Raw genomic sequence first — 25,314 nt, 5'->3', positions numbered from 1 at the left:
GGTTTGCGATCGACGGAAATCTGGGTATGGTCGGAGACGTAGAACGACGTGCCTAAGACGCAGGCACACCTTCAAGGCTTTCCACGCTGAGGTGTGCCATGAATATCGCGATCGTCGCTTCCGCAAACGGTAACCAGCGTCACCGGATCATGTCCGTAGCACGCGAGCTGGGGCGCGAGCATCACGTCACCATCTACTCCCGCCGTGACAACGCCGATGGCAAGCCCAAGACGAGGGTGGCCCCGGGTGTCACGCTGGAGCACATCGACGTGGGGCCGGCCAAGGAGCTCACGGGTGACGACGTGGTGCCCTACCTCAACGAGGTCGGCAACCAGTTGATGCAGCGGTGGAGCCACGAGCGCCCCGACGTGATCCACGCGCACTCGTGGACCGGCGGGCTGGCCGCCGTGGCGGGCGCCAAGGGGCTGGGCGTCCCGGTCACGCAGACGTTCCACACGGTCGACACCACGCACATGGAGCTGGAGCGGGCGCTCGGCCGCCGGGCCGACGCGGTCATCGCGGGCTCGGGCGACGAGGAGTCGGCGCTGATCAGGCTGGGCGTGCCGCGCGGCAACATCGCCGTGGTGCCGTACGGCGTGGACACCGAGCGCTTCCAGCGCCGGGGCGCGGTCGCCACGCGCGGCAGCCGCAAGCGCCTCCTGCACGTGGGGCCGCTCTCGATCGACCGCGGCGCGCACACCATCGTGCGGGCGCTGCCGGGCCTCGGGGACGTCGAGCTGGTCATCGCCGGCGGGCCCGAGCCGGAGGACCTCGACCAGGACCGGGACGCGCGCCGCCTGCGCGCGCTGGCGGAGCAGCTCGGCGTGTCCGACCGGGTGACGCTGCTCGGCCAGGTGAAGCGGGCCGCCGTACCGAAGCTGATGCGCAGCGCGGACGCCGTGGTGTCGGTGCCGCGCGAGGCCGTGACGGGCATCGTGGCGCTGGAGGCGATGGCCTGCGGCGTGCCGGTGATCGCCTCGGCCGTGGGCGCGCACCTCGACTCCATCATCGACGGCGTCACCGGCCTGCTGGTGCCGCCGGACCGGCCCGCCCGCACCTCGCGGCTGGCCCGCGAGCTGCTCTACGACCCGACCCTGCGCACCGCGCTGGGCTACGCGGGCGCCGACCGGGCGCGCTCGCGTTACTCCTGGGAGCGGGTGAGCCAGGAGCTCGTACGCGTCTACGAGGCGGCCTGCGCCTGACCCCTTCGAGACTCCGGCAGGTGGCGGTGGCCACCTGCCGGCGCCATTTCCAGACCATCCCCCGTGTGCGATCGTGCGCGCATGGACCTCCAAGACGCGCACGCGCTGGCCCGCGCCCTCCAGAAGCTCTTCCACGACGCCCACAGAGTCATCGACGAGTCGCAGCCGACCTCCGAGCTGGCGGCCAGGGTGACGGAGCACCTGTCCTGCGCGCTGAAGGACCTGGTGTGCGTCACGCAGTCCTTCCAGAACTGGGAGCACGCCAGCCTCCAGCGCGGCGTGGACGCCTACCTGGAGACGAGGGGCGAGCCCGCCTGGTACGGCGTGTCGGGGCAGGGCCGGGCGCACAGCGACACGATCGACATCCTGACCATGTCCAGACGCGGCTTCGAACACTTCGAGATCGGCGCGGTCGACTACGCCACCACCGCGATCGGCCCCGACCAGACGATCGACGTCGTGACCTTCGGCCTGGTCGAGACCGTCGCACCGGACGGCGCGCCCATCGTGCTCGGCCTGCGCGGGCCGGCCGAGATGTTCGGCAGGGAGGGCTGCAGGGTCGAGGTCATCGCCGCGTCGCGGACGAGCGCCACCGCCGCGCGGGAGGAGATCGAGCGGCTGATGCGCCGGCACGACGTGATGCGCGGCCAGATCCTCACGTTCGGCGTCTCGGAGCACCGGGGCAACAGCCTGGTGGCGTTCCTGCCGCGCCCGGCGCTCGGGCCCGACGAGGTGATCCTGCCCGAGGGCGTCCTGGAGACGGTCGAGCGGCACGTGGCGGGCATCGGCCGGCACGCGCAGGCGCTGCTCGCCCGCGGCCAGCATCTCAAGCGCGGCCTGCTGCTGCACGGCCCGCCCGGCACCGGCAAGACCCACACGGTGCGCTACCTGATGGGCCGCATGCCGGGCGTGACGGTGGTGGTCATGGCCGGCACGGCCCTGCGCGCCATCTCCGACGCCGCGGCCCTGGCCAGACGCCTGCAGCCGGCGATCGTGGTGGTCGAGGACGTCGACCTGGTCGCCCACGAGCGCCGCTACTCCGAGGAGGGCAGCCCGCTGCTGTTCACGCTGTTCGACGCGATGGACGGCATCGGCGCCGACGCCGACGTCACGTTCATGCTCACCACGAACCGCGCGGACCTGCTGGAGGAGGCCCTCGCCGACCGCCCCGGCCGGGTGGACCTGGCCGTGGAGGTGCCCAGACCGGACCCGATCCGCCGGGCCGCGCTGCTGCGCCTGTACGGCGCCGGCCACCTGGCCGAACCGGACCTGGAGCGGCTGGTGACCAGGACCGAGGGCATGACCGCGTCGTTCTTCAAGGAGCTGCTGCGCCGGGCGGTGCTGGAGTCCCTGCGCGAGGACCCCGCCCCGGACAGGCCCGGCATGGAGCACCTGACGGTCGCGCTGGAGGAGATGCTGCGCGGCCACGAGGCCCTGACCCGTTCGCTGCTCGGCGCCCCGCGCACCGCCCCGCGTGCCGTCTCCAGAGTGACGGATGGGACAGAAGGGTTGTTATCCGAGTGAGATCTTTGCTTCGATGGACCGCATGCCTACACGCAGTCCGATCCTGGCGGCGGTGGCGCTCGCGGGCGTAGCCGTCCTCCCCCAGGCCGCGCACGCGCAGACCTCGGCGAGCTGGGGCCGCCCCGTCCTCGTGGAGAACTTCGACGGCTCCTCGATCGACACGAACCGCTGGATGATCTACCACTCGCCCCAGGCCGCGCGTAACCCGCGCACGGGGAAGGCCGCCTCGGTCTCGGACGGCGTGCTGCGGCTGAAGGGCGGCCTGTACGGCGGCAAGGACCTGTCGGGCGGCGTGGCGACCCGGCTCGCCCAGGAGTACGGCCGGTGGGAGGTCAGGTTCAAGGCGGAGGCCGGGGCCGGGTACACGCCGGTGGCGCTGCTCTGGCCGACCTCCCAGGACGAGGACTACTCCGAGGTCAACTTCGCCGAGATCGTCGACCCGAAGCGGCAGGGCGGCGGGATCTTCGTGCACAGCGGGCAGGGGCGCGCCAGGAAGGTGCTGCGGGGGGACTTCACGCGATGGCACACGGTGGCGGTCGACTGGCTGCCGGAGCGGCTGACGTTCTGGATGGACGGGAAGAAGGTCTGGGACTATCGGGGAGCGCACGTGCCGGAGGGGCGGCGGATGGGGCTCGCGCTGCAGAACGACGTGGTGTGCGAGCCGCGCTGCCGCGACTCCGCCACGCCTGACACCGTGTCGATGTACGTGGACTGGGTGAAGGTCTACAAGGCTCGCTAGCGCGGTTCTTGCCCTGCCGCCTGGAACAGCGCCTCTATGCGGAGGTGGTGGTGGAGGCCCGGGGTTCGAGCCGATGGGTTTCTGTCGGTTTCCTGGTCTAGATTGACGACCGACGAGAAGGAGCCACCCCATGACCGAGCCCAAGACCCACACCCTCGAGGTGCCCGGCGCCACCATCGCCTACGACGTGCGCGAGGCCGAGGGGAGCGGCGAGCCGATCCTGCTGATGATCGGCTCGCCGATGGACGCGACCGGATTCACCACCCTGGCCGGCCACTTCGAGGACCGCACGGTCGTGACGTACGACCCGCGCGGGGTCTCCCGGAGCAGGCGGACCGACGGCCTGGCCGAGTCGACGCCCGAGCTGCACGCCGACGACCTGCACCGGCTGATCGACGCGATCGGCGGCGGCCCGGTCGACATCTTCGCCAGCAGCGGGGGCGCGGTGAACGCGCTGGCGCTGGTGGCGCGGCATCCCGGGCAGGTGCGCACGCTGGTGGCGCACGAGCCGCCGGTCGCCAAGGTGCTGCCGGACCGGGAGCGGGCGCTGGCCGCGATCAGGCACATGCGGGAGACGTACGAGCGTGAGGGCTTCGGGCCGGCGATGGCGCAGTTCATCTCGCTGACGAGCCACCGCGGCGAGTTCCCGGCGGATCCGAGGGAGCTGCCGGTGCAGGATCCGGCCATGATGGGCCTGCCGACGCAGGACGACGGGTCGCGCGACGACGCGCTGCTGGGGCAGAACCTCATCACCTGCACCCACTACGAGCCCGACTTCGAGGCGCTGCGGGCGGCCTCGACCCGCGTCGTGATCGGGGTCGGCGCCGAGTCGGAGGGGGAGATGGCCCATCGCGGGGGCGAGGGCGTGGCCGAGCGGCTCGGTACGAAGCCCGTGACCTTCCCCAGCAACCACGGGGGCTTCATGGGTGACGAGTTCGGCATGCCGGGCCAGCCCGAGGCCTTCGCCGTCACGCTGAGGCAGGTCCTGAGCGCGTGACGGCAGGGCCGCCTGGAGCCGCACGGGCGCGCGGCCGGGCGACCTCCAGCCTCGTCAGCCGGACCGGTAACGGCCTCACCAGCCGGACCGGTCACGGCCTCATCAGCCGGGCGGCCCGCAGCCTCATGGGCGCGTAGCCGGGCGGCCGTCCGGAGCCTCGTGGGCGCGTAGCCGGGCCGCCTTCAGCCCCATGTGCACGGCGAGCCGGTCGTCGCCGTCCGACAGGTCGCGGTGGATGAGGCGCTCGGCCTTGCCCAGCCGGTAGTAGAGCGTCTGGCGGTGGATGCCGAGCTCGGCGGCCGTCTTCTGCGCGTGGCCGCCGCGGTCGAGGTAGACCTCAACGGTCTGGGCCAGCTCGGTGTCCAGCGCCGCGGTCTCGTCGGCCAGCTCGCGCAGGTCCGCCTGGCTCAGCCGGGCCAGCAGGCGGTGCACGCCCAGGTCCTCCCAGCGGGCGATGGGCGCGTGGCGGGGGAAGTGCTCGGCGATGCGCAGCGCCTGGCGGGCCTCGCGCCAGCTCAGCCAGGCGTCGGCCGGGTCGGCGCGGGAGGCGCCGATGCCGGCCGCGGTGCCGTACGCGCTCTGCACGGTCTGCGCCACCTCCGCCGCCAGGTGGGCGGGGGCCAGCAGGGCGACAGGGGAGCCGGCGCGGGCCAGGACGCCGCGCGGGAGCGTCCAGAGTGCCGCCAGGCGCTCCTGCGACTCGCGGACGGCGATGGCCGCGACCGGGCCCGGCACCTCGATGGAGGCGCCGGCCCGTTCCTCCGGGTCGGCGGAGAGCAGGGCGCGCAGGCCGTGCCCGAGGTCCTGGCGGCTCCTGGCCTCCTGGGCGAGCGCGGCGGCGGCCCTGGCGACGAGCGGCGCGGCGGCGCGCAGGGTCTCGTCGGTCAGCTCGCCGGAGTCGAGCAGCCACAGGTAGCCGTAGGTGACGTCGGCGTGGCGCAGCGGCCAGCAGACTCTGGCCAGCACCTTGAGCTCGGCGTCGGCGGGGATCCTGACCGGGCCGCCGGCCCGGGCGATGCCGTAACGTTCGAAGTACTCGCGCACCTCCCCCGTGGCGCGCCGGCGCAGGATCGACTCCTGGCGGACCGTGTCGATGTCGCCGTGCTGCGCCCCGTACGCCAGCAGCCGGAACGAGCGGTCCTCCAGCGTCGCGGACGCGCCCAGCCGGGCGGCGATCTCGTCGACGATCTCTTGTAGGTCAGCCGAGTTGTGCATTTGTACGACAGCCTGCCACAAGCGGCGTTACGCCCGTCGATGGCCCCCTCTGAGCTGCGGTTTCTACACTGAACCCATGCTGGGTCAACTGCTGCTCGCCGCGTCGAGAAGCGGCGTCGTACGCCGCACCGTGTCAGGCTTCCCGCTCACGAAGAAGGTCGTGCAGCGGTTCGTCGCGGGCGAGGGCGTCCAGGAGGCCCGCGCCGCGATCGAACGGCTGCGCGACGCCAACCTCGCCGTCACCGTGGACCACCTCGGCGAGGAGACGCTCGACGCGCGGGCCGCCGAGGACACCGCCAACGCCTACATCACGCTGCTGCAGGCCGTCGAGCCGCTCGGGCTCGGCGCCCGGGGCGAGGTGTCGGTGAAGCTGTCGGCCGTCGGCCAGCGGCTCGACGACTCGATGGCGCTGGAGCACGCCCGCGAGATCTGCGCCGCCGCGGCCGCCAACGGCTCGACCGTCACGCTCGACATGGAGGACCACACCACGGTCGACTCCACGCTGTCGATCCTGCGCAAGCTGCGCGAGGACTACCCGGCGACGGGCGTGGCGATCCAGGCGTACCTGTTCCGCAGCGAGCAGGACTGCCGCGACCTGGCCTCGGAGGGCTCCCGCGTGCGCCTGGTCAAGGGCGCCTACCGCGAGCCCGCGTCGGTGGCGCACCAGGGCAAGTCGGACGTGGACAAGGCGTACGTGCGATGCCTGCGGATCCTCATGGCGGGGAAGGGGTACCCCATGGTGGCGACGCACGACGACCGCATGATCGCGATCACCGAGCTGCTCGCCGACCGCTTCGGGAGGACGATCGGCGACCACGAGTTCCAGATGCTCTACGGAATCAGGACCGACCGGCAGGAGGCCCTGGCGGGAGCCGGTCACACGGTCCGCGTGTACGTCCCCTACGGCGACGACTGGTACGGCTACTTCATGCGCCGCCTCGCGGAGCGCCCGGCCAACGTCGCCTTCTTCCTTCGTGCCCTTGGGGGTAAGTAAATGGATGCCATCAGCAACGTCCCCGCGCCCGCGAACGAGCGCGTGTACGGCTACGCGCCCGGCAGCGCCGAGCGGGAGACGCTGGCGGGCCGCATCAAGGAGCTGGCCGGCGCGTCGCTCGACCTGACCATGACCATCGGCGGCGAGCAGCGGCTCGGCGGCGGCGCCCCCATCGACGTGGTGCAGCCGCACAACCATGCCTCCGTCCTGGGCCGTACCAACGACGCTACGGCCCAGGACGTGCAGGACGCCATCGGGGCGGCGCTGAAGGCGGCGCCGGCGTGGCGGTCGCTGTCGTTCGACGAGCGGGCCGCGATCTTCCTGAAGGCCGCGGACCTGCTGGCGGGCCCGTGGCGGGCGACGCTGAACGCGGCGACCGTCCTGGGGCAGTCGAAGTCGGTGCAGCAGGCGGAGATCGACGCGGCCTGCGAGCTGATCGACTTCCTGCGCTTCAACGTGGCCTACGCCCGTCAGCTCTACGCCGACCAGCCGATCTCCTCGCCGGGCGTGTGGAACCGGATGGAGTACCGCCCGCTCGAGGGCTTCGTGCTGGCGATCACGCCGTTCAACTTCACCGCGATCGCCGGCAACCTGCCGACGTCGGCCGCGCTGATGGGCAACGTCGTCGTCTGGAAGCCGTCCCCGACGCAGCAGTTCGCCGCGCACTTCACGATGCGGCTGCTGGAGGAGGCGGGGCTGCCGCCGGGCGTGATCAACCTGGTGACGGGCAACGGGCAGGCCGTGTCCGAGGTGGCGCTGGCACACCCGGCGCTCGCGGGCATCCACTTCACCGGCTCGACCGCGACGTTCCAGCACCTGTGGCGCACGATCGGCGAAAACATCTCCTCCTACCACGGCTACCCGCGCCTCGTCGGGGAGACCGGCGGCAAGGACTTCGTGCTCGCCCACCCCTCCGCCGACCCGGCCGTGCTCACGACGGCGCTGGTCAGGGGCGCGTTCGAGTACCAGGGGCAGAAGTGCTCCGCGGCGTCGCGGGCCTACGTGCCGCGCTCGCTCTGGAGCCGCATGCGTGACGACTTCGTCGCCACGGCCGAGTCGCTGACGGTGGGCGACGTGGCGGCGGACCTGTCGACGTTCATGGGCGCGGTCATCGACGGCCGGGCGTTCGCCAAGCACAAGGAGGCGATCGACCGGGCGCGCGCGGCCTCGAACATCGACGTGCTCACCGGCTCCTACGACGACTCCGTCGGCTACTTCGTCAAGCCGACCATCCTGGAGTGCGCGGACCCGGCCGACGAGATCTTCGTCAAGGAGTACTTCGGGCCGATCCTCGGCGTGCACGTCTACGAGGACCGCGACTACGACCAGGTCGTGGACCAGATGGAGGGCATCGCCCCGTACGCGCTGACCGGGTCGATCATCGCCCAGGACCGCTACGCCGTCGCCACGGCCGCCGAGCGGCTGCGCTTCGCGGCGGGCAACTTCTACGTCAACGACAAGCCGACGGGCGCCGTCGTGGGCCAGCAGCCGTTCGGCGGCGGCCGCGCGTCCGGCACCAACGACAAGGCGGGCTCGATCTTCAACCTGACGCGGTGGGTGAGCGCCCGCGCGATCAAGGAGACGTTCGTGCCGCCGACCGACCACCGTTACCCGCACATGGGCTGAGCGCCCATCGCCGCCGAGAGCCCCCGGATCCTGCCTCCGGGGGCTCTCGGCGTTCTCGTCATGATCTTGGCGTAATCTGCAATATTCGTGTCGTTGACGCCACCCGGGCGCGCGACCAGCATGAAGGACATGCAGCGACGGATCCTGATCGTCGTCTTCCCCGGGTTCCAGCTCCTCGACATGGCCGGTCCGGCCGACGTGTTCGGGACGGCGGCCCTGATCGCGCCCGGCGGCGGCTACGCGGTGGAGGTGGCGGCACCCGGCGGTGGCGCCGTGCCCGCGGGGAACGGCGTCACGGTCATGGCCGGCGCGCTCGGCGACGTCGCGGGGCCGGTCGACACGCTGCTGGTGGCGGGCGGGATGAGCGTGCCCGAGCACGTCGAGGACCGGGAGCTGATCGCCGGCATCGTCCGCCTGGCCGCCGGCGCGCGCCGGGTGGCCTCGGTGTGCAACGGCGCGTTCCTGCTGGCGGAGGCCGGGCTGCTGGACCACCGGCGGGTCACCACGCACTGGCTGTCCGCCGGCGAGCTCGGCAGCCGGTACGCGGCCGTCGAGGTGGACCCCGACCCGCTCTACATCGAGGACGGCAACGTCTGGACCTCGGCCGGCGTGCTGTCCGGCGTGGACCTGGCGCTGGCGCTGGTCGCCAGGGACCACGGCCACGCGCTCGCCAGTGACGTCGCCCGCGGCCTCGTGGTGTACCTGCACAGGCCCGGCGGGCAGAGCCAGTTCAGCACCCCGATGCGGGCCATGACGCCGCGCAGCGAGCCGCTCAGGGAGTTGCAGGCCTACATCGACGCGAACCCGGCCGCCGACCTCAGCGTGCCCGCGCTGGCCGCGCGCGCCGGGATGAGCGAGCGCCACTTCTCCCGCGTCTTCACCGAGCAGACGGGCCTGTCACCCGGCCGGTACGTCGAGCGCAGCCGGGCCGACACCGCCAGGCGGCTGCTGGAGGTGACCGGTCTCCCCCTGGCCGCGGTGGCCAGGCAGGCGGGCCTCGGCACGCAGGAGACGCTCTACCGGGTCTTCCGCCGGCACTGGCGGATCTCGCCCGGCGACCACCGCAGACGATTCCATGCCAAGGAAAGGCGAGGCCCATGAACGTAGCCATCCCGCTCTATCCCCGGTTCACCGCACTGGACGCGGTGGGGCCGTACACGGTGCTGGCCTTCTCGCCGGGCTGCACGGTCACGTTCGTGGCCGGCCAGGCGGGGCCGGTCCCCGACGACCACGGCACGCTCACGATCAACGCCACCGCCTCGTACGCCGACCTGCCCGCGCCGGACGTGATCGTGGTCCCGGGCGGCAGCGGCACCTTCGACGCGCTGTCCGACGAGGCCCTGGTGGGGTGGATCAGGCAGGCGCACGAGCACACGCGGTGGACGACGTCCGTGTGCAGCGGCTCGCTGCTGCTCGGCGCGGCGGGGGTGCTGGAGGGCGTGCCGGCGACCTCGCACTGGGCGGTGCTCGACGAGCTCAAGAGGTACGGGGCCGAGCCGGTGAGCGAGCGCGTGGTCACCGCCGGCAAGATCGTGACGGGGGCGGGGGTGTCGGCGGGCATCGACATGGCGCTGACGCTGCTGGGGCAGGCGAGGGACGAGGAGACGGCGCGGAGCGTGCAGCTCATGATCGAGTACGACCCGCAGCCGCCGTTCGACGGCGGCTCGGCGAAGACTGCCTCGCAGGCCATGATGGAGCGCGCCCTGAGCCTGCTCTCCTGACCCCGCTCCCCCGTCCCCGCTCCGCCGGCCGGCCTTCTCCGGCGCGGGGCAGGCGCCCCCGTCCCACCAGCCCGGGACGAGGGCGCCGCCCCTCCGGGCCCTATGTCCGGCGGGCCCGGAGGCCTCGCGCAGCGGTAAGGGCTACGGCGCCGCCGAACATTGCCCGCTCCGACGGCGGCGCCGCGCCCGGTCTCCTTCCCCGCGACCGCACGTACCGAGGCCACACGTACCGAGGCCGCACGCGCCGGGACCGCGTACGGGCGCGTCCGATGAGATCGGCGCGGGCACCCTGACCCGCGCCCCGCCGGTCAGCCGTCGTCTCCCGCGCCCACGGGCAGGACGTCGAAGTGCACGACGACGTGCCCGGCGCCTTCGCGGCCCCCGCCGTCCGACAGCGCCCGGAACCGCTCCAGCACCTCGAACACCTCGTCCCGCATCCGCGCCGTCTCCTGCGGGGTCAGCCGCAGCGAGCGCCGCCCGTACACGCTGGCCTGGACCCACTCCTCGGGCGCCGTGGCCGACTCCTCGCGCCAGCGGGCCAGTTCGGCGCCGCGCGTGCGCACCAGGTCGTCGAGCAGGTAGTCGAGCGCGCCCGCCACCTCGGGGTCGGCGGGGCGCGCCTCGCCGTAGGAGAAACCGCCGGGCGTGACGCGCCAGTACTTCTCCTTGCCGCGGCCCATCCCGGCCACCACCTCGATCATGCCGTGCTTGGCGAGCTCCCTGAGGTGGTAGCTGGTGGCGCCGGTGTTCTGGCCGAGCAGGGCGGCCAGGCCGGTGGCCGTCGAGGGGCCGCGCTCCTCCAGCAGCTGGTAGATGCGCAGGCGCAGCGGGTGGGCGAAGGACTTCAGCGCGTTCGCGCCGAGCGTACGGGCGGAGAAGCTCTTGATCTGCATGACTGTGCAAGCCTATCTTTGCAAAGAAACCTATGCACACTTTTCCTTACACACTATCGGAGCAAGCCGTGGCGCGTCTCGGGCGATCGTTCGCCTTCCTGTGGTCATCCACGGGGCTGTCCAACCTGGCGGACGGCATACTCAAGATCGGGGCGCCGCTGCTGGCCGTGACGATGACCCGCTCCCCGACCCTGGTCTCCCTCGTGGGAGCGGCCGCCACGCTGCCGTGGCTGGTGCTGGCGCTGCACGCGGGCGCCATCGCCGACCGGGCCGACCGCCGCCGCGTCATGGTCCGCGCGAACCTCGTCCGCGCCGCCCTCCTCGCCTGCGTCACCGCCCTGGCCGCCCTCGGTCTGCTGAACCTGTGGCTGCTGCTCGCCGCCGTGCTGCTGGCCGGGGTGTGCGAGGTGTTCGCGGACCTGTCGGCGCAGTCCGTCCTGCCCATGACCGTCCCCGGCGGGGAGTTGACCAGGGCGAACGGCCGGGTGTCCACCGCCCAGATGATCGGCAACGACTTCGTCGGCGCCCCGGTCGCGGGCCTCCTCGTCGTGGCGCTGCCCGCCGCCGTCTTCGGCGCCCCCGCTGTCCTGTACGGCGCGGCGGGGCTGCTCCTGCTGGGCATGCGCGGCACGTACCGGCTGCCGGACCCGCCCGCGCGCCGCCCGATGCGGGCCGACATCGCCGAGGCGCTGGGCTACCTGTGGGGGCACCGGATCCTGCGCAGCCTCGCGATCACGGCCGGCCTGCTCAACCTCGCCAACGCCGGCTACTTCGCCGTCTTCGTGCTGTGGGCGGTCGGCGACGGGTCGCGGATCGGGCTGGAGCCGGGCGAGTACGGCCTCATGACCACGGCCTTCGCCGTGGGGGCGGTGTTCGGGTCGCTGCTGGCCGACCGGGCGGCGGCGGTCCTCGGCGAGCTCAGGACGCTCGTGGGCAACTGGCTGACCACCAGCGTGCTGCTCCTGGTGCCAGTGGTCGTGCCGTCGCCGTGGACGCTCTACCCCACCGCCGTGCTGTGGGGGGTGGTCGGCGCCGCGGGGAACGTCCTGGTGATCTCGGCCCGGCAGCGGCTGATCCCGGCCGGACTCCTGGGGAGGGTCAATTCGGCATACCGCCTCATCGGGATGGGTGGCATGCCGCTGGGAGCGGCCCTGGGCGGCGTTGTGGCGGAGCTCGCGGGGCTTACGGCCGCCCTCGTGGGCGCCACAGGAGTATGTTTGGTGGCAGTCGGACTGGTATGGCGCGCTTTGTCAGATCAATTTTCTGGGCCTCTGACCAGCGAACCTACACTTTCCGACATATCCAGATCACGTTAGGCACCCTACAGCCTGTGCTGAGGTGACATGATTATCCCCGAGCTTGAGGGGATGGTATGCGGAAGATCGGCGGACGGTACCTCCTGAACGAGGAGGCCGGTCGTGGGGGTATGGGAGTCGTCTGGCGGGCGTTCGATCAGCTCCTCCACCGTACGGTGGCGCTTAAGGAGCTGACCTTGGCCGGTGAGGCCGAGATGGTACGCCGCCGGGTGCTGCGTGAGGCGCGCATGGCCGCCGGGCTCACGCACCCGAACATCATCACGGTCCACGACCTGATCGAGGAGGGCGGCAAGCTCTGGATCGTGATGGAGTACCTCGACGGGCTCTCGTTGCACCAGTTGCTCTCGCAGGTGGGCACGCTACCGGCCCAGTCGGTGGCGGCCATCGGGCAGCACCTGCTCGCGGCGCTGCGCACCGCCCACCAGGCCGGCGTGCTGCACCGTGACGTGAAGCCGGCCAACGTCATGCTGACCGGTGACCGGGTGGTGCTGACCGACTTCGGCATAGCGACCGCCGAGGGCGACATCCGCATGACCACCTCCCGCCGCCTGCGCGGCACGCCCGCCTTCATGGCGCCCGAGCGGCTGCACGGCGGGCCGGCCAGCAAGGAGGCCGACATGTGGTCCTTCGGCGCCACCCTCTACAGCGCCATCGAGGGCCAGCCGCCCTACCCGGGGCAGGACGCCGCCACGGTGCTCGGCATGGCCCGCAGCGGGCCGTACCCGCCGCCCCGGCGGGCCGGGGTGATGCGGCCGCTCATCGAGGGGCTGCTGCACCACGATCCGGTGCGGAGGTACACGCCGGAGCAGACGGCGGGGTTGCTGGCGGGCATGCGCGCCAGCGCGTACCAGGCGGCCATCTGACCGGTTGACGACCGGTCGTCACAGGGCGGTTCCCGCGTGTCGGCGAGGGGACCGCGGCGCCCGCGTGCCTAGCGTGGGTGGGCATGGACGACCGGACGAGCCGCCGCTGGACGACCTTCAAGGGGTCGCCGTACTTCCCGGCGACCGTGATCGTGCTGATTCTCGCCGCCGCGGCGGGGCTCTTCGCCGGGTCCTACACCTACGCCATGGCCGACCCGGCCCCGCACCGCGTCCCGGTCGCCGTGGTCGGGGTCAGCCATGAGACCGTGCGCGGCAGGGCCTTCGCCGCCGGTCTGGAGCAGGCGCTGGACGCCTCGCTCGCCCTGTCCTTCGGCAGCTCCTTCGAGCAGGCCGTCCAGGCGGTCGAGGAGCAGCGGGTCTTCGGCGTCATCGCGGTGCGCGGCGACCACGTCACGCTGAACGTGTCGAGCGCCTCGGGCGCGTCGGTGGCGCAGTTGCTCACCGAGGCGGCGCCGAAGGTGGCCCCGCGGGTCGGTGTGCGGCTGACCGTACGGGACATCAAGCCGCTGCAGCGGGGCGATCCGCGCGGGCTGGCGCTGTTCTACATCACCCTCGCGGCGGTGGTCATCGGGTTCATCGGGGCCGCCCAGCTCAGCGTCAACGCCGATGCGCTGGCCGCCGGGGAGCGTATCGCGTTCACCCTGGCGTACGCCGCGCTGGGCGCGCTGTCCATCGTGGCCGTCGTGGACTGGGGGCTCGGCGCGCTCGATCTGCCCCTGCTGGAGTCGTGGTTCATCCTGGCGCTGACCATGTTCGCCTCCGGGATGGTCTTCACCATGTTCAACACGCTCGTCCGGCGCTGGGCGATGGTGCCCACCTGGGGGTTGATGGTGCTGCTCGGCAACCCGTCCTCGGGCGGGGCGGTGTCCTGGCCGCTGCTGCCGTCGCCGCTGGGCGAGATCGGCCGCTGGCTACCGCCGGGGGCCTCCATCAACGCCCAGCACACCGCCGTCTACTTCGGCGGGCATCAGCGGCCGGCGCCGTTCCTGGTGCTGGCCGCCTGGGCGCTGGTGTCGTGCGTCGTCTTCCTGATCTGGCGCGACCGCCACCCCCGGGGCCGTTCCGCCGAGTAGCCGCTCCCAGGGCCGGGACCGCCGGCCCTCAGTCGCGCCTGGCGCGGGCCTCTGCCTCGGCGGCGTCCATGGCCGCGGCCTCCTCGGGCGTCGGGGCCGTGCCGCCGAGGTGGGCGGGCTGCCACCACACCCCCTGCGGCACCTCCGGGTACGTGCGCTGCGCCCGATCCACCAGCTCCGACAGGCGGGCGTGCAGGTCGGCCGTGTGCTCGTTGACGTTCTCCCCGCGCTTGGGGTACATCGGCTCCCCCACCAGGATGGTGAGCGGCACGTGACGCTGCAGCAGCTTGCGCGGCCTGCCCTTGGTCCACAGCCGCTGGCTGCCCCACAGGCTCACCGGGATGATCGGGGTGCCGGTGGCCATGGCCATGCGGATCGCCCCGTTCTTGATCTCCTTGACGGTGAACGACCGGCTGATCGTGGCCTCGGCGAACACGCCGACCACCTCGCCCGCCTTCAACATCCGCAGCGCCGTCGCGTACGAGCCCGCGCCCGCCCCCCGGTCCACCGGGATGTGATGCATCCCACGCATGAGCGGCCCCGAGATCCGGTGCGTGAACACGTCCTCCTTGGCCATGAAGCGCACCAGCCGCTTCGACGGCAGCGCGGCGAACCCCGCGAAGATGAAGTCGAGGTAGCTGATGTGGTTGCTCACCAGCACCGCGCCCCCGGATCGCGGCACGTGCTCGGTGCCCTCCATGTGGAAGCGGATGTCGAGCACGCGAAAGAGGGTCCGCGCGGCGGCGATCACCGGCGGGTACACGATCTCAGCCATGTGCAGACGGTAACCTACTCAGGCGGGTGTCACGGTAGTCGGGAGGCTCACCGTGCCCCGCAGGTCGCCGTGGGCGGTGCGCCTGATGCCGGTGGGATCGACGTCGTGGCCGGGCGTGACGGCCCCCGCCGGCTCCGGCTGTGGACGACATCCACCCCGACGGCGCCACGACGCTTGCGCGGTCGTGAAAACGGGCAGATGTTTTGACCATGAAGAAGCTCATCAACTCGGCGGACTCCGTAGTTGAAGACGCGCTGAACGGCATGGCCGCGGCCCACCCGTCGCTCCGCGTCCGCGGCCGGGTGGTCTACCGGGCGGAAGGCCCCCGCCCGGGCAAGGTGGGCCTGGTCTCGGGCGGCGGCTCGGGGCACGAGCCGCTGCACGCCGGGTTCGTCGGTCACGGCATGCTGGACGCCGCCTGCCCCGGCGAGGTCTTCACCTCGCCGGTTCCCGACCAGATCATCGAGGCCACGAAGGCCGTGGACGGCGGCGCCGGGGTGCTGCACATCGTCAAGAACTACACCGGCGACGTGCTCAACTTCGAGATGGCCGCCGAGCTGGCCGAGGGCGTCGAGGTGGCCGACGTGCTGGTGGACGACGACGTGGCCGTCCAGGACTCCCTCTACACGGCCGGCCGCCGCGGCACCGGCGCGACGCTGTTCGTGGAGAAGATGGCCGGGGCGCTGGCCGAGGAGGGCGCGCCGCTGGCCGAGGTCGCCGCCGTGGCGACCGAGGTGGACGAGCGCAGCCGGTCGTTCGGCGTGGCGCTGTCCTCCTGCACGGTCCCGGCGGCCGGAAAACCCACCTTCGACCTGCCGGAGACGGACGTGGAGCTGGGCATCGGCATCCACGGCGAGCCCGGCCGGGCCAGGGTGCCGATGGTGTCGGCGCGCGAGCTGGCGGGCGTGGCCATGGAGGCGATCCACGGCGACCTGCCGCTCCAGGGCGACCTGCTGGTGATGGTGAACGGCATGGGCGGCACCCCGCTCATGGAGCTGTACGTGGTGTTCGCCGAGGTGGCGGCGTTCGTCAAGGGCAAGGGGGCGCGGGTGACACGGTCACTGGTGGGCAACTACGTGACGAGCCTGGAGATGCAGGGCTTCTCCGTGACCGTCTGCCGGCTCGACGACAGGCTGACCCGGCTGTGGGACGCCCCGGTCGAGACGCCCGGCCTGCGCTGGGGGCGGTGATGGAGACCGCGCTGTTCGTGGCCTGGTTCGAGGAGTCGGCCAGGCTCGTACGCGCCGACCGCGACCGGCTGACCCGGCTGGACGCGGCGATCGGCGACGCCGACCACGGCACCAACCTCGACCGCGGCCTCACCGAGGTGCTCAAGGCGCTGGCCGACACGGCGATCGAGTCGGAGTCGCAGGTGCTGACGACGGCGGGCGCGACGCTGATCCGCCGCGTCGGCGGCGCTTCGGGGCCGCTGTACGGGTCGCTGTTCCGGCAGATGGGCAAGGCGCTGGAGACGCCGGTGACGCTGGCCGGGTTCGCCGCGGCGTTCGAGGAGGGCGTGGTCGCGGTCGAGCGGCTGGGCAAGGCCGCGCTGGGCGACAAGACCATGGTGGACGCGCTGGCCCCCGCCTCCCGCGCGCTGGCCCTGGCCGTACGCGACGGGGTCGGGGTACGCCAGGCGCTCGACCAGGCGGCGCGCGCGGCCGCGGACGGCGCCAAGGCCACGATCCCGATGCAGGCGAGGAAGGGGCGGGCCAGCTACCTCGGCGAGCGCAGCATCGGGCACGAGGACCCGGGCGCGGCGTCGGCGACGCTGTTCATGACGGCGCTGGCCACCGTGGCCGGATGACCGTGGCTGGATGACCGTGGCTGGATGACCGTGGCTGGATGACCGCGGCGGGATGACCGCGGCGGGACACACGGGTCCCGTGGTGGGCGGCGGTGCGATGACGGGAGGTGGCGGGGCGGCGTGATGGTGGGTTTGGTGCTGGTCTCGCACAGCGCCGGGCTGGCGGCCGAGACGGCGGCGCTGGTCCGCGGGATCGCGGGCGAGGACGCGCCCGTGGCGGCGGCCGGGGGCACGGAGGACGGCGGGCTGGGCACGAGCGTGGACCTCATCGAGGCGGCCGTGCGCGGCGTCGACAGCGGGTTCGGGGTGGTGATCATCCCGGATCTCGGCAGCTCGGTGCTGACCGCCCGGCTGCTGGAGGAGGACGGGCGGGTGGTGGTGGCGGACGTGCCGTTCGTGGAGGGCGCCGTGGCGGCGGCGGTGGCGGCCGGCGCGGGCGCCCAGCTGGCCGACGTGCTGGCGGCCGCCGAGGAGGCCCGCGCCTTCCGCAAGCTCTGAACACCCGGCCCCGCGGGCCGGGTGCGTTCAGTGCCCCTTGAAGGCCTCCTCCAGCCACCATGAGCCGCGCTCCCCCGCCACCTTGGCGTGCACGAGCAGCGGCCGGTCGCGCGGGCCGTCCAGCCAGCCGGCCACGCCCGCCAGGTCCTCCCGCCCGGTGACGGTCACGGCGGCCAGGCCGTGGCCGCGGGCGATGGCGGCCAGGTCGGCCGGCGGGAAGGTGACCGTGCCGAGCGGGTGACCGTGCGGCCCGAAGTGGTGCACCTCGGCCCCGTACGCCTCGTCGTCGTACACGACGATCACCATGGGCAGCCCGAGCCTGACCACGGTCTCCAGCTCGGCCAGGCCCATGAGCAGGCCGCCGTCGCCGAGCGCGGCCACCGGGAGGCGGTCGGGGCGGGCCAGGGCGGCGCCGATCGCCGTCGCCAGGCCCAGCCCGACCGACTGGAACGCCTGCGTGAAGCAGAACCCGCCCTCATCCGGGACATCAAGGAACATCGACGGATATCCCATGAAATTCCCGGAGTCGACGGAGACGATCCGCTCGGGAGGCAGGAGCTCGTCCAGGCCGATCGTGAGCGTCCTCGGGTCGATCCGCCCGCCGCCGCTCCCGTCCTCGTACGGGACGGCCCGCCAGCGCCCCTCGGCCCGGATGCGCTCGGCCACCTCGGCCGTACGGTAGCCGGAAGCCTGCGCGGCCCGGGCCGTCACCGCCCGGGCGACCGCGGCCACGTCGCCCACCACGCCCAGGTCGGCGGGGACGTGCGTCTTGAGCGCCGCGGCGTCGAGGTCCACCTTCGCCACCCTGGCGCCGGGCGAGACGAGCGAGCCGTGGCGGGTGGTCCACATGTTCAGGGCGCAGCCCCAGGCGACGACCAGGTCGGCCCCGCGGATCAGCTCGGCGGTCAGCGGCGTGGCGAACCCGCCGGACACGTCCAGGTCCCACGGGCTGCCGCGGAAGAGCCCCCTGGCCACCGCGGACGTCGCCAGCAGGGCGCCCGTCCGCCCGGCCAGCTCCTCCAGCTCGCGGCGCGCGTGCCTGGCGCCGCGCCCGGCGATGAACACCGGCCGCCGGGCCGCCCCCAGGGCCCCCGCCAGCGCCGCCGCCTCGTCCTCCGGCACCGGTCCGGCAGGCGAGCCGGCAGTCGAGCCGGCCCAGGACGAGGCGGCCTCACCCGGGCTGCCAGCCGGGCGCAGCAGCCCGGCGGCGAGCCCGGCCACGTCGCCGGGGCCCTCGTAGGGGGCGGACTGGACGTCGAGAGGCAGGTTCAGCAGCACCGTGCGGCGCTCCCCCACCGCCACCCGGTACGCCTCCACGGCCTGCTCCACGGCGGCCTGCGCCGAGGTGACCCGCAGCGCCACCGCTCCCACGGCGGTCGCCAGGGCGGCCTGGTCGATGTGGAAGTTGGACCGGGCCTCGGTGGCCTCGCCGGCGAGCACGATCAGCGGCGTACGGCTCTTGGCCGCCTCCGTGAGGCCCGTCATGGCGTTCGTGAGCCCCGGCCCCTGGTGCACCGACACCACGCCGGCCCGCCCGCTCATCCGGGCGTAGGCGTCGGCCATGGTGGCGGCGCCGCCCTCGTGGCGGGCGGCGACGAAGCGCGCGCCGCCCGCCACGAGGGCGTTGGTGACGTGGAAGTTGCCGCTGCCGACCACCCCGAAGACGGCCTCCGCCCCGCACGCGGCCAGGGCCCGGCCGACGGCCTCCGCGACGATCAACGTTCCACCAGGGCCAGCACGCGCACCGGGCTGCCCGAGCCGCCCACGATGGGCAGCGGCGGCGCGACCACGACGGCGCCGGTCACCGGCAGGCGGTCGATGTTGCGGAGCTGGGTGAGGCCGTACTTGCCCGCGCCCAGCAGGAAGGAGTGGCAGGGGAAGGCCGGGTCGAAGGAGTGGGCGGCGCCCGCGTCGGTGCCGACGGTCTCGACGCCGATGCCGAGGATGGGGCTCTCGGCGGCCAGCCAGCGCGCGCACTCCACGGAGACGCCGGGCGTGTGCGGCCCGGTCTCGTCGGCGTTCAGGAAGGCGGCCTGGTCGCCGGAGCGGGTGTCCCAGCCGGTGCGGTAGAGCAGCCAGCCGCCGTCGGGCAGCGGGCCGTTGGCCCGCTCCCACTCCTTGACGTGGTCGATCTGCAGGAGGAAGTCGGGGTCCTTCGACGCCTCCGCCGTGAAGTCGAGCACCACGGCGGGCGCGATCAGGCTGCGCGCGGGCACCTGGGAGACGTCGTGACCGTCGCGGCCGGTGACCCAGTGGACGGGGGCGTCGAAATGGGTGCCGGTGTGCTCGCCGGTGTGGATGTCGTTCCAGTACCAGCCCGGGCCGCGATCGTCGTACCGGCTGATCTCCTCCAGCCGGAACGGGATCGTGTTGCCGAACGGCTCGGGCAGCTGGAGGATCGGCGTCTGCGCAGAGAGGGGCGCCGTCAGATCGATCACTTCGATGGCGCCGCTGCGCACGCTGTCCACGAAGCTCCGCAACACCGACATGTTTCCTCCTTGGTGGGTTGAGCGCATCCTCCTACGCTCGCCCTACCAGTGCCAACACCTCTACCGGCAGGCGGTGCGGGTCCCGTCCAGGTCGTAGGTCTTCTTCAGCGAGTTGAAGTTCTGGGCGTTGGACCTCGCGCAGAACTGGGAGGTCTTCAGCTCGTACTCGACGTGGAAGACGGCCTTGCCGGCCTTGACGAACTGGTCGTAGCCGTACGCGCCGTTCTGCGCGGTGGTGCACTCGGAGTACTGCCAGCACTGCTCGTTGACCGCGAAGTCGAAGTACGGCAGGAGCTGCGGGATCTGGGCCACGTCGTTCTTGAGCCCGACGGACAGGCCCCGCTTGTGCGCCTCGTTGGCGAACCAGGCGTTGTAGGCGAGCTGGTCGGCGGCCTTGAGCGGGAAGCCGCTGTCGTTGGTGTAGGCGTCGACGTTGTCGGGTTCCACGGCGTCGAACCCGGCGGCCTTGCACATGTCGAGCCTGGCCTTCATGATCTCGCCGAGCTTGCCGGTGTACTGGCGGATGTCGAGCCAGCGCTCGCCCTCCCACTCGTCCAGCGGCTTGCCGAGCACGCCGGACGGGAACCGGTCGGCGTCGGGGCGCCAGTCCTCGTGCGAGCCCGCGCTGATGTAGCAGACGAGCTTGCGGCCGGGCTTGGCGGCCTTGAGCGCCTTGACGATCGTGCCGTTCTCGGCGGCGGCGAAGCCGTCGATGTCGTACATCTGCACGTCGAGGAACGGCTTGGCCGGCAGGGAGGACAGCCGCCACTCCCAGCTCGTGTTCAGCGCGGGCTTCCAGCAGCCGTCGCAGGCGACGGGGGCCGGCAGGGCGGTGGCCGCCTGGACGGGGGTGGCGACGAGGGCGGTGGCGGCCAGGGCGGCCGCGGAGACGAGTACGGAAAGACGCATGGTCACTCCTCACGAACGGAAACGGTTCGGATCGGTGGCTCACGCGTGCTGTTCCGCACTCTCCGCTACGCGTCCTGGCCAGGGACGCCGGAGTGGCGTGGCCCATGGACCGCAGGGACGACACGCCAGCACGCCCGGGCGTGCCTCCTCTCTGTCGTCCGACAGAATTGCGCGTTTCTGCCGTGTTGTCCACCGCTTCGGTCAGGAAGGCGCGTCAGGCGCGGGTCCACTCCACGCAGCCGCCCGTCTGGAACGCCTTGTCCGTGGCCTGGATCGTGACGGTGGCCGGGCCGTTCGGCATGCCGGTGGCGATCACGCCGCCGGTCGTGGTGCGCAGCCTGGCCCAGTAGCACATCGGGAAGCCGGACATGGGGCCGGTCGTGCGGTACGTGCCGGGCTGGATGTCGGTGCCGACGACGAGCGTGCGCAGGAGGGAGGAGAGGTCGATGGCGGGAGCGGTGGCGCCACCCCCACCGCCCGGCGTCGTCGCCCCGAGGCCAGGCTGGGTCTGGCCGGGCTGAGGCAGTCCTGTCTGCCCCGGCTGGGGCTGTCCGGTCTGGCCGGGCTGGGGCTGCCCTGTCTGCCCCGGCTGCGGCTGTCCGGTCTGGCCCGGCTGTGGCTGTCCCGTCTGGCCGGGCTGGGTCTGCGCCGGGGGCGGTGAGGTCTGCTCCGGGAGCGTCTCCCCCGGCGGGGTGTCCTCGACGGTCACCGTCACCTGGGGCTCGGGCTCCTCCGTCGTCGTTCCCGCCCCGAACCCGACGAGCACGCCCAGCAGGAACCCCAGCAGCGCCGCCAGCCCCGAGACGAGCACGATGATCGGCGGACTGCTCGTCGCCCGCGGGTACTCGGGATACCGGGGATGGTCAGGAGGCGGGGGCCCGTACATCACGGACCAAGAGTGCCATCCCTGTCAACGGTGGAGATAGTCGACGAGCGACGCCTTCTCCGTCTCCAGCTCCTCGATGGCGCTCTTGACCACGTCGCCGATGCTGACGATGCCGATGAGCCGGCCGTCCTCGACCACCGGCATGTGCCGGAACCGCTGCGTGGTCATGGTGCGGCGCAGCGAGTCGACGTTCTCGCCGGGGCCGACCGTGGTGACCTCGGTCGTCATGATCGCCGAGACGGGGGCGTCGAGGATCGCGGCGCCGCGGTCGTGCAGGCGCCGCACGACGTCGCGCTCGGAGACGATTCCCTCGATGACCTCGCCGTCGGTCGAGACGACCACGGCTCCGATGTTGTGCTCCGCGAGCTTGGCGAGCAGTTCCCGCACGGTCGCCTCCGGCGCCACGGTCGTCACGCCACTGCCCTTGCCGCGAAGGATCGTCCCGATGAGCATGTGCACCACCTCTGCCCTCAGTCTTCCAAGCCTGCATCCAGGCAAACAAGCCCCTGGGGACGGAGTCAATGGGTCACGTAGGCTGCTTGGCGTACGAAATCCCGTACAAAGACCGAAATATCACCCAAGGACTGCGAGATGACCGAGCCGCTCAACACCGGAAGCCACGACCTGCCCGTCACTGAGGAGCTGGCCGCCTTCATGCGCACCGGCTGGGGGCGGCAGGGCCGGGCCGAGGTGAGCGCGCGGCCGATCGCCCCCTGGGCGGCCAAGCGGCGGGCCGCGCTGGCGCAGCGTTTCCCCGGCGAGCGGCTGGTGATCCCGGCGGGCACGCTGAAGGTGCGCAGCAACGACTGCGACTACCGGTTCAGGCCGCACAGCGCGTACTCGTACCTGACCGGGGCGACCGAGTCGGACGACGTGCTGGTGATCGAGCCGTCCGGCGAGGCGGTCCTGTACGTCAGGCCGCGCGCCCCGCGCGAGGAGGGCCAGGAGTTCTACCGCGACCGCCGCTACGGCGAGTTCTGGGCGGGCCCGCGCCCCGACCTGGCGGAGGCGGCCGAGCTGTACCAGATCGACTGCGCGCACATCCGCGAGCTGGACCTGAAGGGCCCGGCCAGGGTGCTGCGCGGGGTGGACGCCTCCGTGGACGCGCGGGTGCCCAGGGGCGACGGCGACGCCGAGCTGGAGTCGTTCCTGTCGGAGATGCGGCTGGTCAAGGACGAGTGGGAGCTGGCCGAGCTGCAGGGCGCCGTGGACGCGACCGCGCGCGGCTTCGAGGACGTCGTGCGCGCGCTGCCCCGGGCGCTCGGCCACCCGAGGGGCGAGCGGTACCTGGAGGGCGTGTTCGGGCTGCGCTCGCGGCTGGAGGGCAACGCCGTCGGCTACGACAGCATCGTGGCCGCCGGCGCGCACGCCTGCGTGCTGCACTGGATCCGCAACGACGGCGCGCTCGACGCCGGCGACCTGCTGCTGATGGACGCGGGGGTCGAGGCCGACACCCTCTACACCGCCGACGTCACCCGGACCTTCCCGATGTCCGGCCGGTTCAGCGCCGTGCAGCGGCAGGCGTACGAGCTGGTGTACGAGGCCCAGACGGCCGCCATCGCCACCCTCAGGCCGGGTGCCCGCTTCCGCGACTTCCACCTCGCGGCCATGCGCGTCATCTGCGACGGGCTGCGCGACTGGGGCCTGTTCGACCAGTCCACGGACGAGCTGATGGAGACGGGCCTGTACCGGCGCTACACGCTGTGCAGCAGCGGCCACATGCTCGGCCTGGACGTGCACGACTGCGCGAAGTCGCGCGCCGAGGTCTACCTGGACGGTGTCCTGGAGGAGGGTCACGTGCTGACCGTCGAGCCGGGCCTGTACCTCCAGCCGGACGACCTGACGCTGCCGGAGGAGCTGCGCGGGATCGGCGTCCGCATCGAGGACGACCTGGTCATCACCGCCGGCGGCGCCACGCTGATGTCCTCCGCGCTCCCCCGCCACCCGGACGAGATCGAGTCGTGGATGGGCGCCCTGCTGTAACGGAACGGCCACTATTCGTACCCGGCTGACAAGGCCCGACCGGGCCCTCATACCTTTCGCGCAAATTCCCGCCAAGCCATGGCCTACTGGACAGCCCGTCAGTAGGGTTGGCGATCCGTAGGCGGCGGAGGTGGTGATGGCCTGGTCCGGGTACGTCGGGCGGCGGGCCGGCTCGGCCCTCGGCCAGGTCGGTGACCTGTTCGTCATCGTGCTGGAGGGCCTGCGCCGGAGCTGGGACGTCAGGCGCTGGTGGTGGGAGTTCGTCGACCAGTGCTGGTTCCTGGCCCGCGTCACCAGCGTCCCCGTGCTGCTGGTCGCCCTGCCGCTGGGCGCCACCGTGGCCTTGCAGGTGGGCGAGCTGGCCAGGCAGCTCGGCGCCGGCTCGGCCACCGGTAGCGCGGTCTTCGTCGGCCTCATCCGCGAGGTGGCGCCGCTGGCCAGCGCGCTGCTCATCGCCGGGGCCGGCGGCAGCGCGATGACCTCCGACATCGGCGCGCGGCACATCCGCGACGAGCTGAGCGCGATGGAGGTCATGTCGGTCAACCCGATCCATCGCCTGGTCACGCCGCGCATGTGGGCGGCCAGCACGATCGCGGTCTGCCTGTGCCCGCTGGTCATCGTGGCGGGCGCGGCGGGAGGCTACTTCTTCAACGTCGTCGTGCAGGGCGTCACGCCCGGCGCGTACTTCGACGGGGCGTTGTCGCTGGTCGTGGCCTCCGACCTGTACGTGACGCTGTTCAAGGCGTGGATCTTCGGGTTCGTCGCGGCGGGCGTGGCCTGCTGGAAGGGCATGACGTGCGCGACCAGCCCGGTCGGGGTGGGGCGGGCGGTCAACCAGGCGACCGTGGTGACGTTCATGCTGGTGTTCACGTTCAACTACGTGATCTCGGCCGTGTACTTCCTGGCCTACCCGCCGAGGTCGCTCTGATGGTCACGCGGACCGCCGGCCTCCGGCTCGCCCTGAAGGGGCGGGACGCCGCCGAGCGGTTCGCGTCGCTGGCCGACTGGCCGCTGTTCGTGTGGCGGGTGCTGTTCTACTCCGTACGTGACGTCGTGCTGCGGCTGAAGTACTTCAAGGTCGTCCTCCGGCAGGTCAGCGACGTCGTCGTGGGCGTCGGGGCGACCGTCATCGGCGGCGGCATGATCTTCGTGGTGTTCACGATGGCGTTCGTCGTGGGCGCGACCGTGGGCCTGCAGGGCTACCAGGGGTTGCAGGCCATCGGCGCGGAGTCGTTCATGGGGCTGGTCGGCAGCTTCGCCAACGTCCGCGAGATCACCCCGATCATCGCGGCCACGGCGCTGGCGGCGCAGGTCGGCTCGTCGTTCACGGCCGAGCTGGGTGCGATGCGGATCTCCGACGAGATCGACGCGCTGGAGGTGATGGGCATCAACGCCTTCACCTACCTGATCTGCACCCGGGTCGTGGCGGCGCTGCTGGCGCTGGTGCCGATCTACCTCATCGCGCTGTTCGCCAGCTTCTTCGCCACGCGGCTGATGTGCACCGTGCTGTTCGGGCTGGCGCCCGGCGTCTACGACTACTACTTCTACCTGTACCTGCCGGTCAGCGACATCGTGTTCAGCGTCGCCAAGGTCGCGGTGTTCGCCTTCGCCGTCGTCGTGATCCACTGCTTCCACGGCTTCCACGCCACGGGCGGGCCGGTGGGCGTGGGGGTGGCGGCGGGCCGGGCCATCCGCCAGTCGATCGTCACGATCGTGCTGCTCAACCTGCTGCTGTCGTACCTGTTCTGGGGCGGCGGCGGCAACATACCGCTGACGGGGTGAG

At 72.4% G+C, this 25,314-nt stretch carries 25 protein-coding genes; 17 read left to right on the top strand and 8 right to left on the bottom strand.

Features of this window, described 5'->3' with window-relative positions:
• Positions 1–98 precede the first annotated feature (98 nt).
• The 4 genes from AB0I79_RS03280 to AB0I79_RS03265 all read left to right on the top strand — a co-directional run bounded on the left by AB0I79_RS03280 (position 99) and on the right by AB0I79_RS03265 (position 4,462).
• Positions 99–1,202, top strand: coding sequence for a glycosyltransferase (locus AB0I79_RS03280; RefSeq protein ID WP_357866267.1), 1,104 nt, complete (start codon positions 99–101; stop codon positions 1,200–1,202).
• Between the two features lie 81 nt (positions 1,203–1,283).
• Positions 1,284–2,726 (top strand): ATP-binding protein, encoded by a 1,443-nt coding sequence (locus AB0I79_RS03275; RefSeq protein WP_357866265.1) that lies wholly within the window; start codon positions 1,284–1,286, stop codon positions 2,724–2,726.
• 22 nt (positions 2,727–2,748) lie between these two features.
• Positions 2,749–3,465 (top strand): glycoside hydrolase family 16 protein, encoded by a 717-nt coding sequence (locus tag AB0I79_RS03270; protein ID WP_357866264.1) that lies wholly within the window; start codon positions 2,749–2,751, stop codon positions 3,463–3,465.
• Positions 3,466–3,595: 130 nt separating this feature from the next.
• Positions 3,596–4,462 (top strand): alpha/beta hydrolase, encoded by an 867-nt coding sequence (locus AB0I79_RS03265; protein WP_357866262.1) that lies wholly within the window; start codon positions 3,596–3,598, stop codon positions 4,460–4,462.
• A 123-nt stretch (positions 4,463–4,585) separates the two neighbouring features.
• On the opposite strand, the gene AB0I79_RS03260 is transcribed toward AB0I79_RS03265, so the two are convergent.
• Positions 4,586–5,677, bottom strand: coding sequence for a helix-turn-helix domain-containing protein (locus AB0I79_RS03260; protein WP_357866260.1), 1,092 nt, complete (start codon positions 5,675–5,677; stop codon positions 4,586–4,588).
• Between the two features lie 76 nt (positions 5,678–5,753).
• Here AB0I79_RS03260 and AB0I79_RS03255 point away from each other — a divergent pair, with 76 nt between their 5' ends.
• The 4 genes from AB0I79_RS03255 to AB0I79_RS03240 all read left to right on the top strand — a co-directional run bounded on the left by AB0I79_RS03255 (position 5,754) and on the right by AB0I79_RS03240 (position 10,018).
• Complete coding sequence (locus AB0I79_RS03255; protein ID WP_357866258.1) at positions 5,754–6,671, top strand: proline dehydrogenase family protein; 918 nt, start codon at positions 5,754–5,756, stop codon at positions 6,669–6,671.
• Positions 6,672–8,297 (top strand): L-glutamate gamma-semialdehyde dehydrogenase, encoded by a 1,626-nt coding sequence (gene pruA, locus AB0I79_RS03250; RefSeq protein ID WP_357866257.1) that lies wholly within the window; start codon positions 6,672–6,674, stop codon positions 8,295–8,297.
• A gap of 129 nt (positions 8,298–8,426) precedes the next feature.
• Positions 8,427–9,398, top strand: a complete 972-nt coding sequence (locus tag AB0I79_RS03245) for a GlxA family transcriptional regulator (RefSeq protein WP_357866255.1) — start codon at positions 8,427–8,429, stop codon at positions 9,396–9,398.
• Entirely contained in the window at positions 9,395–10,018 is a 624-nt protein-coding gene (locus tag AB0I79_RS03240) for a DJ-1/PfpI family protein (RefSeq protein ID WP_357866253.1), read from the top strand. The genes AB0I79_RS03245 and AB0I79_RS03240 overlap by 4 nt, the downstream gene beginning before the upstream one ends.
• Positions 10,019–10,326: 308 nt before the next feature.
• Here AB0I79_RS03240 and AB0I79_RS03235 read toward each other — a convergent pair whose 3' ends face one another.
• Positions 10,327–10,911: a helix-turn-helix domain-containing protein gene (locus AB0I79_RS03235; protein WP_357866251.1), complete on the bottom strand. Its 585-nt coding sequence runs from the start codon at positions 10,909–10,911 to the stop codon at positions 10,327–10,329.
• Positions 10,912–10,979: 68 nt separating this feature from the next.
• Here AB0I79_RS03235 and AB0I79_RS03230 point away from each other — a divergent pair, with 68 nt between their 5' ends.
• The 3 genes from AB0I79_RS03230 (at position 10,980) to AB0I79_RS03220 (ending at position 14,184) form a co-directional block, all read left to right on the top strand.
• Positions 10,980–12,227, top strand: a complete 1,248-nt coding sequence (locus tag AB0I79_RS03230) for an MFS transporter (protein WP_357866249.1) — start codon at positions 10,980–10,982, stop codon at positions 12,225–12,227.
• Between the two features lie 56 nt (positions 12,228–12,283).
• Positions 12,284–13,090, top strand: a complete 807-nt coding sequence (locus AB0I79_RS03225) for a serine/threonine-protein kinase (protein ID WP_080040917.1) — start codon at positions 12,284–12,286, stop codon at positions 13,088–13,090.
• Positions 13,091–13,173: 83 nt separating this feature from the next.
• A complete protein-coding gene (locus AB0I79_RS03220; protein ID WP_357866248.1) occupies positions 13,174–14,184 on the top strand; it encodes an ABC transporter permease in 1,011 nt (336 codons plus the stop codon).
• 28 nt (positions 14,185–14,212) lie between these two features.
• Here AB0I79_RS03220 and AB0I79_RS03215 read toward each other — a convergent pair whose 3' ends face one another.
• Entirely contained in the window at positions 14,213–14,959 is a 747-nt protein-coding gene (locus tag AB0I79_RS03215) for a lysophospholipid acyltransferase family protein (RefSeq protein WP_357866246.1), read from the bottom strand.
• Between the two features lie 209 nt (positions 14,960–15,168).
• On the opposite strand from AB0I79_RS03215, the gene dhaK reads away from it, so the two are divergent.
• The 3 genes from dhaK (at position 15,169) to dhaM (ending at position 17,264) form a co-directional block, all read left to right on the top strand.
• Positions 15,169–16,149, top strand: coding sequence for a dihydroxyacetone kinase subunit DhaK (gene dhaK / locus AB0I79_RS03210; RefSeq protein WP_357866245.1), 981 nt, complete (start codon positions 15,169–15,171; stop codon positions 16,147–16,149).
• Positions 16,149–16,766 (top strand): dihydroxyacetone kinase subunit DhaL, encoded by a 618-nt coding sequence (dhaL, locus tag AB0I79_RS03205; protein WP_357867063.1) that lies wholly within the window; start codon positions 16,149–16,151, stop codon positions 16,764–16,766. Before dhaK ends, dhaL begins: the two co-directional genes overlap by 1 nt.
• A gap of 123 nt (positions 16,767–16,889) precedes the next feature.
• Positions 16,890–17,264: a dihydroxyacetone kinase phosphoryl donor subunit DhaM gene (dhaM, locus tag AB0I79_RS03200; protein ID WP_357867060.1), complete on the top strand. Its 375-nt coding sequence runs from the start codon at positions 16,890–16,892 to the stop codon at positions 17,262–17,264.
• A 27-nt stretch (positions 17,265–17,291) separates the two neighbouring features.
• Here the strand turns inward: dhaM and AB0I79_RS03195 are convergent, their stop codons facing one another.
• The 5 genes from AB0I79_RS03195 to AB0I79_RS03175 all read right to left on the bottom strand — a co-directional run bounded on the left by AB0I79_RS03195 (position 17,292) and on the right by AB0I79_RS03175 (position 22,001).
• The gene (locus AB0I79_RS03195; protein WP_357866244.1) at positions 17,292–18,983 is read right to left on the bottom strand and encodes a thiamine pyrophosphate-binding protein; all 1,692 of its coding nucleotides are present in this window, start codon (positions 18,981–18,983) and stop codon (positions 17,292–17,294) included.
• Positions 18,980–19,753, bottom strand: coding sequence for a cyclase family protein (locus tag AB0I79_RS03190; RefSeq protein WP_357866242.1), 774 nt, complete (start codon positions 19,751–19,753; stop codon positions 18,980–18,982). Before AB0I79_RS03190 ends, AB0I79_RS03195 begins: the two co-directional genes overlap by 4 nt.
• Before the next feature lie 60 nt (positions 19,754–19,813).
• Positions 19,814–20,662 carry an endo alpha-1,4 polygalactosaminidase gene (locus tag AB0I79_RS03185; protein WP_357866241.1) on the bottom strand — a complete coding sequence of 283 codons (849 nt, stop codon included), beginning with the start codon at positions 20,660–20,662 and terminating at the stop codon, positions 19,814–19,816.
• Between the two features lie 214 nt (positions 20,663–20,876).
• Positions 20,877–21,551 carry a hypothetical protein gene (locus AB0I79_RS03180; RefSeq protein ID WP_357866239.1) on the bottom strand — a complete coding sequence of 225 codons (675 nt, stop codon included), beginning with the start codon at positions 21,549–21,551 and terminating at the stop codon, positions 20,877–20,879.
• Between the two features lie 21 nt (positions 21,552–21,572).
• A complete protein-coding gene (locus AB0I79_RS03175) occupies positions 21,573–22,001 on the bottom strand; it encodes a CBS domain-containing protein (RefSeq protein ID WP_185106564.1) in 429 nt (142 codons plus the stop codon).
• 138 nt (positions 22,002–22,139) lie between these two features.
• Here AB0I79_RS03175 and AB0I79_RS03170 point away from each other — a divergent pair, with 138 nt between their 5' ends.
• The 3 genes from AB0I79_RS03170 (at position 22,140) to AB0I79_RS03160 (ending at position 25,313) form a co-directional block, all read left to right on the top strand.
• Positions 22,140–23,531: an aminopeptidase P family protein gene (locus AB0I79_RS03170; RefSeq protein ID WP_357866237.1), complete on the top strand. Its 1,392-nt coding sequence runs from the start codon at positions 22,140–22,142 to the stop codon at positions 23,529–23,531.
• Positions 23,532–23,667: 136 nt separating this feature from the next.
• Positions 23,668–24,459 (top strand): ABC transporter permease, encoded by a 792-nt coding sequence (locus AB0I79_RS03165; RefSeq protein WP_080040927.1) that lies wholly within the window; start codon positions 23,668–23,670, stop codon positions 24,457–24,459.
• On the top strand, positions 24,459–25,313 hold the full coding sequence (locus tag AB0I79_RS03160; RefSeq protein ID WP_357866236.1) for an ABC transporter permease: 855 nt from the start codon (positions 24,459–24,461) through the stop codon (positions 25,311–25,313). Before AB0I79_RS03165 ends, AB0I79_RS03160 begins: the two co-directional genes overlap by 1 nt.
• Position 25,314: the final 1 nt, after the last annotated feature.

The sequence above is a fragment of the Nonomuraea sp. NPDC050202 genome, from assembly GCF_040656115.1.
Lineage (GTDB): Bacteria > Actinomycetota > Actinomycetes > Streptosporangiales > Streptosporangiaceae > Nonomuraea.
The sequence above is the reverse complement of the archived record's forward strand: the minus strand, read 5'-3'. Positions and strand labels throughout refer to the sequence as shown.

Coding starts and splice junctions, on each gene's coding strand:
- AB0I79_RS03280 (WP_357866267.1), top strand. CDS start 99: ATGAATATCGCGATCGTCGCTTCCGCAAACGGTAACCAGCGTCACCGG.
- AB0I79_RS03275 (WP_357866265.1), top strand. CDS start 1,284: ATGGACCTCCAAGACGCGCACGCGCTGGCCCGCGCCCTCCAGAAGCTC.
- AB0I79_RS03270 (WP_357866264.1), top strand. CDS start 2,749: ATGCCTACACGCAGTCCGATCCTGGCGGCGGTGGCGCTCGCGGGCGTA.
- AB0I79_RS03265 (WP_357866262.1), top strand. CDS start 3,596: ATGACCGAGCCCAAGACCCACACCCTCGAGGTGCCCGGCGCCACCATC.
- AB0I79_RS03260 (WP_357866260.1), bottom strand. CDS start 5,677: ATGCACAACTCGGCTGACCTACAAGAGATCGTCGACGAGATCGCCGCC.
- AB0I79_RS03255 (WP_357866258.1), top strand. CDS start 5,754: ATGCTGGGTCAACTGCTGCTCGCCGCGTCGAGAAGCGGCGTCGTACGC.
- pruA (WP_357866257.1), top strand. CDS start 6,672: ATGGATGCCATCAGCAACGTCCCCGCGCCCGCGAACGAGCGCGTGTAC.
- AB0I79_RS03245 (WP_357866255.1), top strand. CDS start 8,427: ATGCAGCGACGGATCCTGATCGTCGTCTTCCCCGGGTTCCAGCTCCTC.
- AB0I79_RS03240 (WP_357866253.1), top strand. CDS start 9,395: ATGAACGTAGCCATCCCGCTCTATCCCCGGTTCACCGCACTGGACGCG.
- AB0I79_RS03235 (WP_357866251.1), bottom strand. CDS start 10,911: ATGCAGATCAAGAGCTTCTCCGCCCGTACGCTCGGCGCGAACGCGCTG.
- AB0I79_RS03225 (WP_080040917.1), top strand. CDS start 12,284: ATGCGGAAGATCGGCGGACGGTACCTCCTGAACGAGGAGGCCGGTCGT.
- AB0I79_RS03220 (WP_357866248.1), top strand. CDS start 13,174: ATGGACGACCGGACGAGCCGCCGCTGGACGACCTTCAAGGGGTCGCCG.
- AB0I79_RS03215 (WP_357866246.1), bottom strand. CDS start 14,959: ATGGCTGAGATCGTGTACCCGCCGGTGATCGCCGCCGCGCGGACCCTC.
- dhaK (WP_357866245.1), top strand. CDS start 15,169: ATGAAGAAGCTCATCAACTCGGCGGACTCCGTAGTTGAAGACGCGCTG.
- dhaL (WP_357867063.1), top strand. CDS start 16,149: ATGGAGACCGCGCTGTTCGTGGCCTGGTTCGAGGAGTCGGCCAGGCTC.
- dhaM (WP_357867060.1), top strand. CDS start 16,890: ATGGTGGGTTTGGTGCTGGTCTCGCACAGCGCCGGGCTGGCGGCCGAG.
- AB0I79_RS03190 (WP_357866242.1), bottom strand. CDS start 19,753: ATGTCGGTGTTGCGGAGCTTCGTGGACAGCGTGCGCAGCGGCGCCATC.
- AB0I79_RS03185 (WP_357866241.1), bottom strand. CDS start 20,662: ATGCGTCTTTCCGTACTCGTCTCCGCGGCCGCCCTGGCCGCCACCGCC.
- AB0I79_RS03175 (WP_185106564.1), bottom strand. CDS start 22,001: ATGCTCATCGGGACGATCCTTCGCGGCAAGGGCAGTGGCGTGACGACC.
- AB0I79_RS03170 (WP_357866237.1), top strand. CDS start 22,140: ATGACCGAGCCGCTCAACACCGGAAGCCACGACCTGCCCGTCACTGAG.
- AB0I79_RS03165 (WP_080040927.1), top strand. CDS start 23,668: ATGGCCTGGTCCGGGTACGTCGGGCGGCGGGCCGGCTCGGCCCTCGGC.
- AB0I79_RS03160 (WP_357866236.1), top strand. CDS start 24,459: ATGGTCACGCGGACCGCCGGCCTCCGGCTCGCCCTGAAGGGGCGGGAC.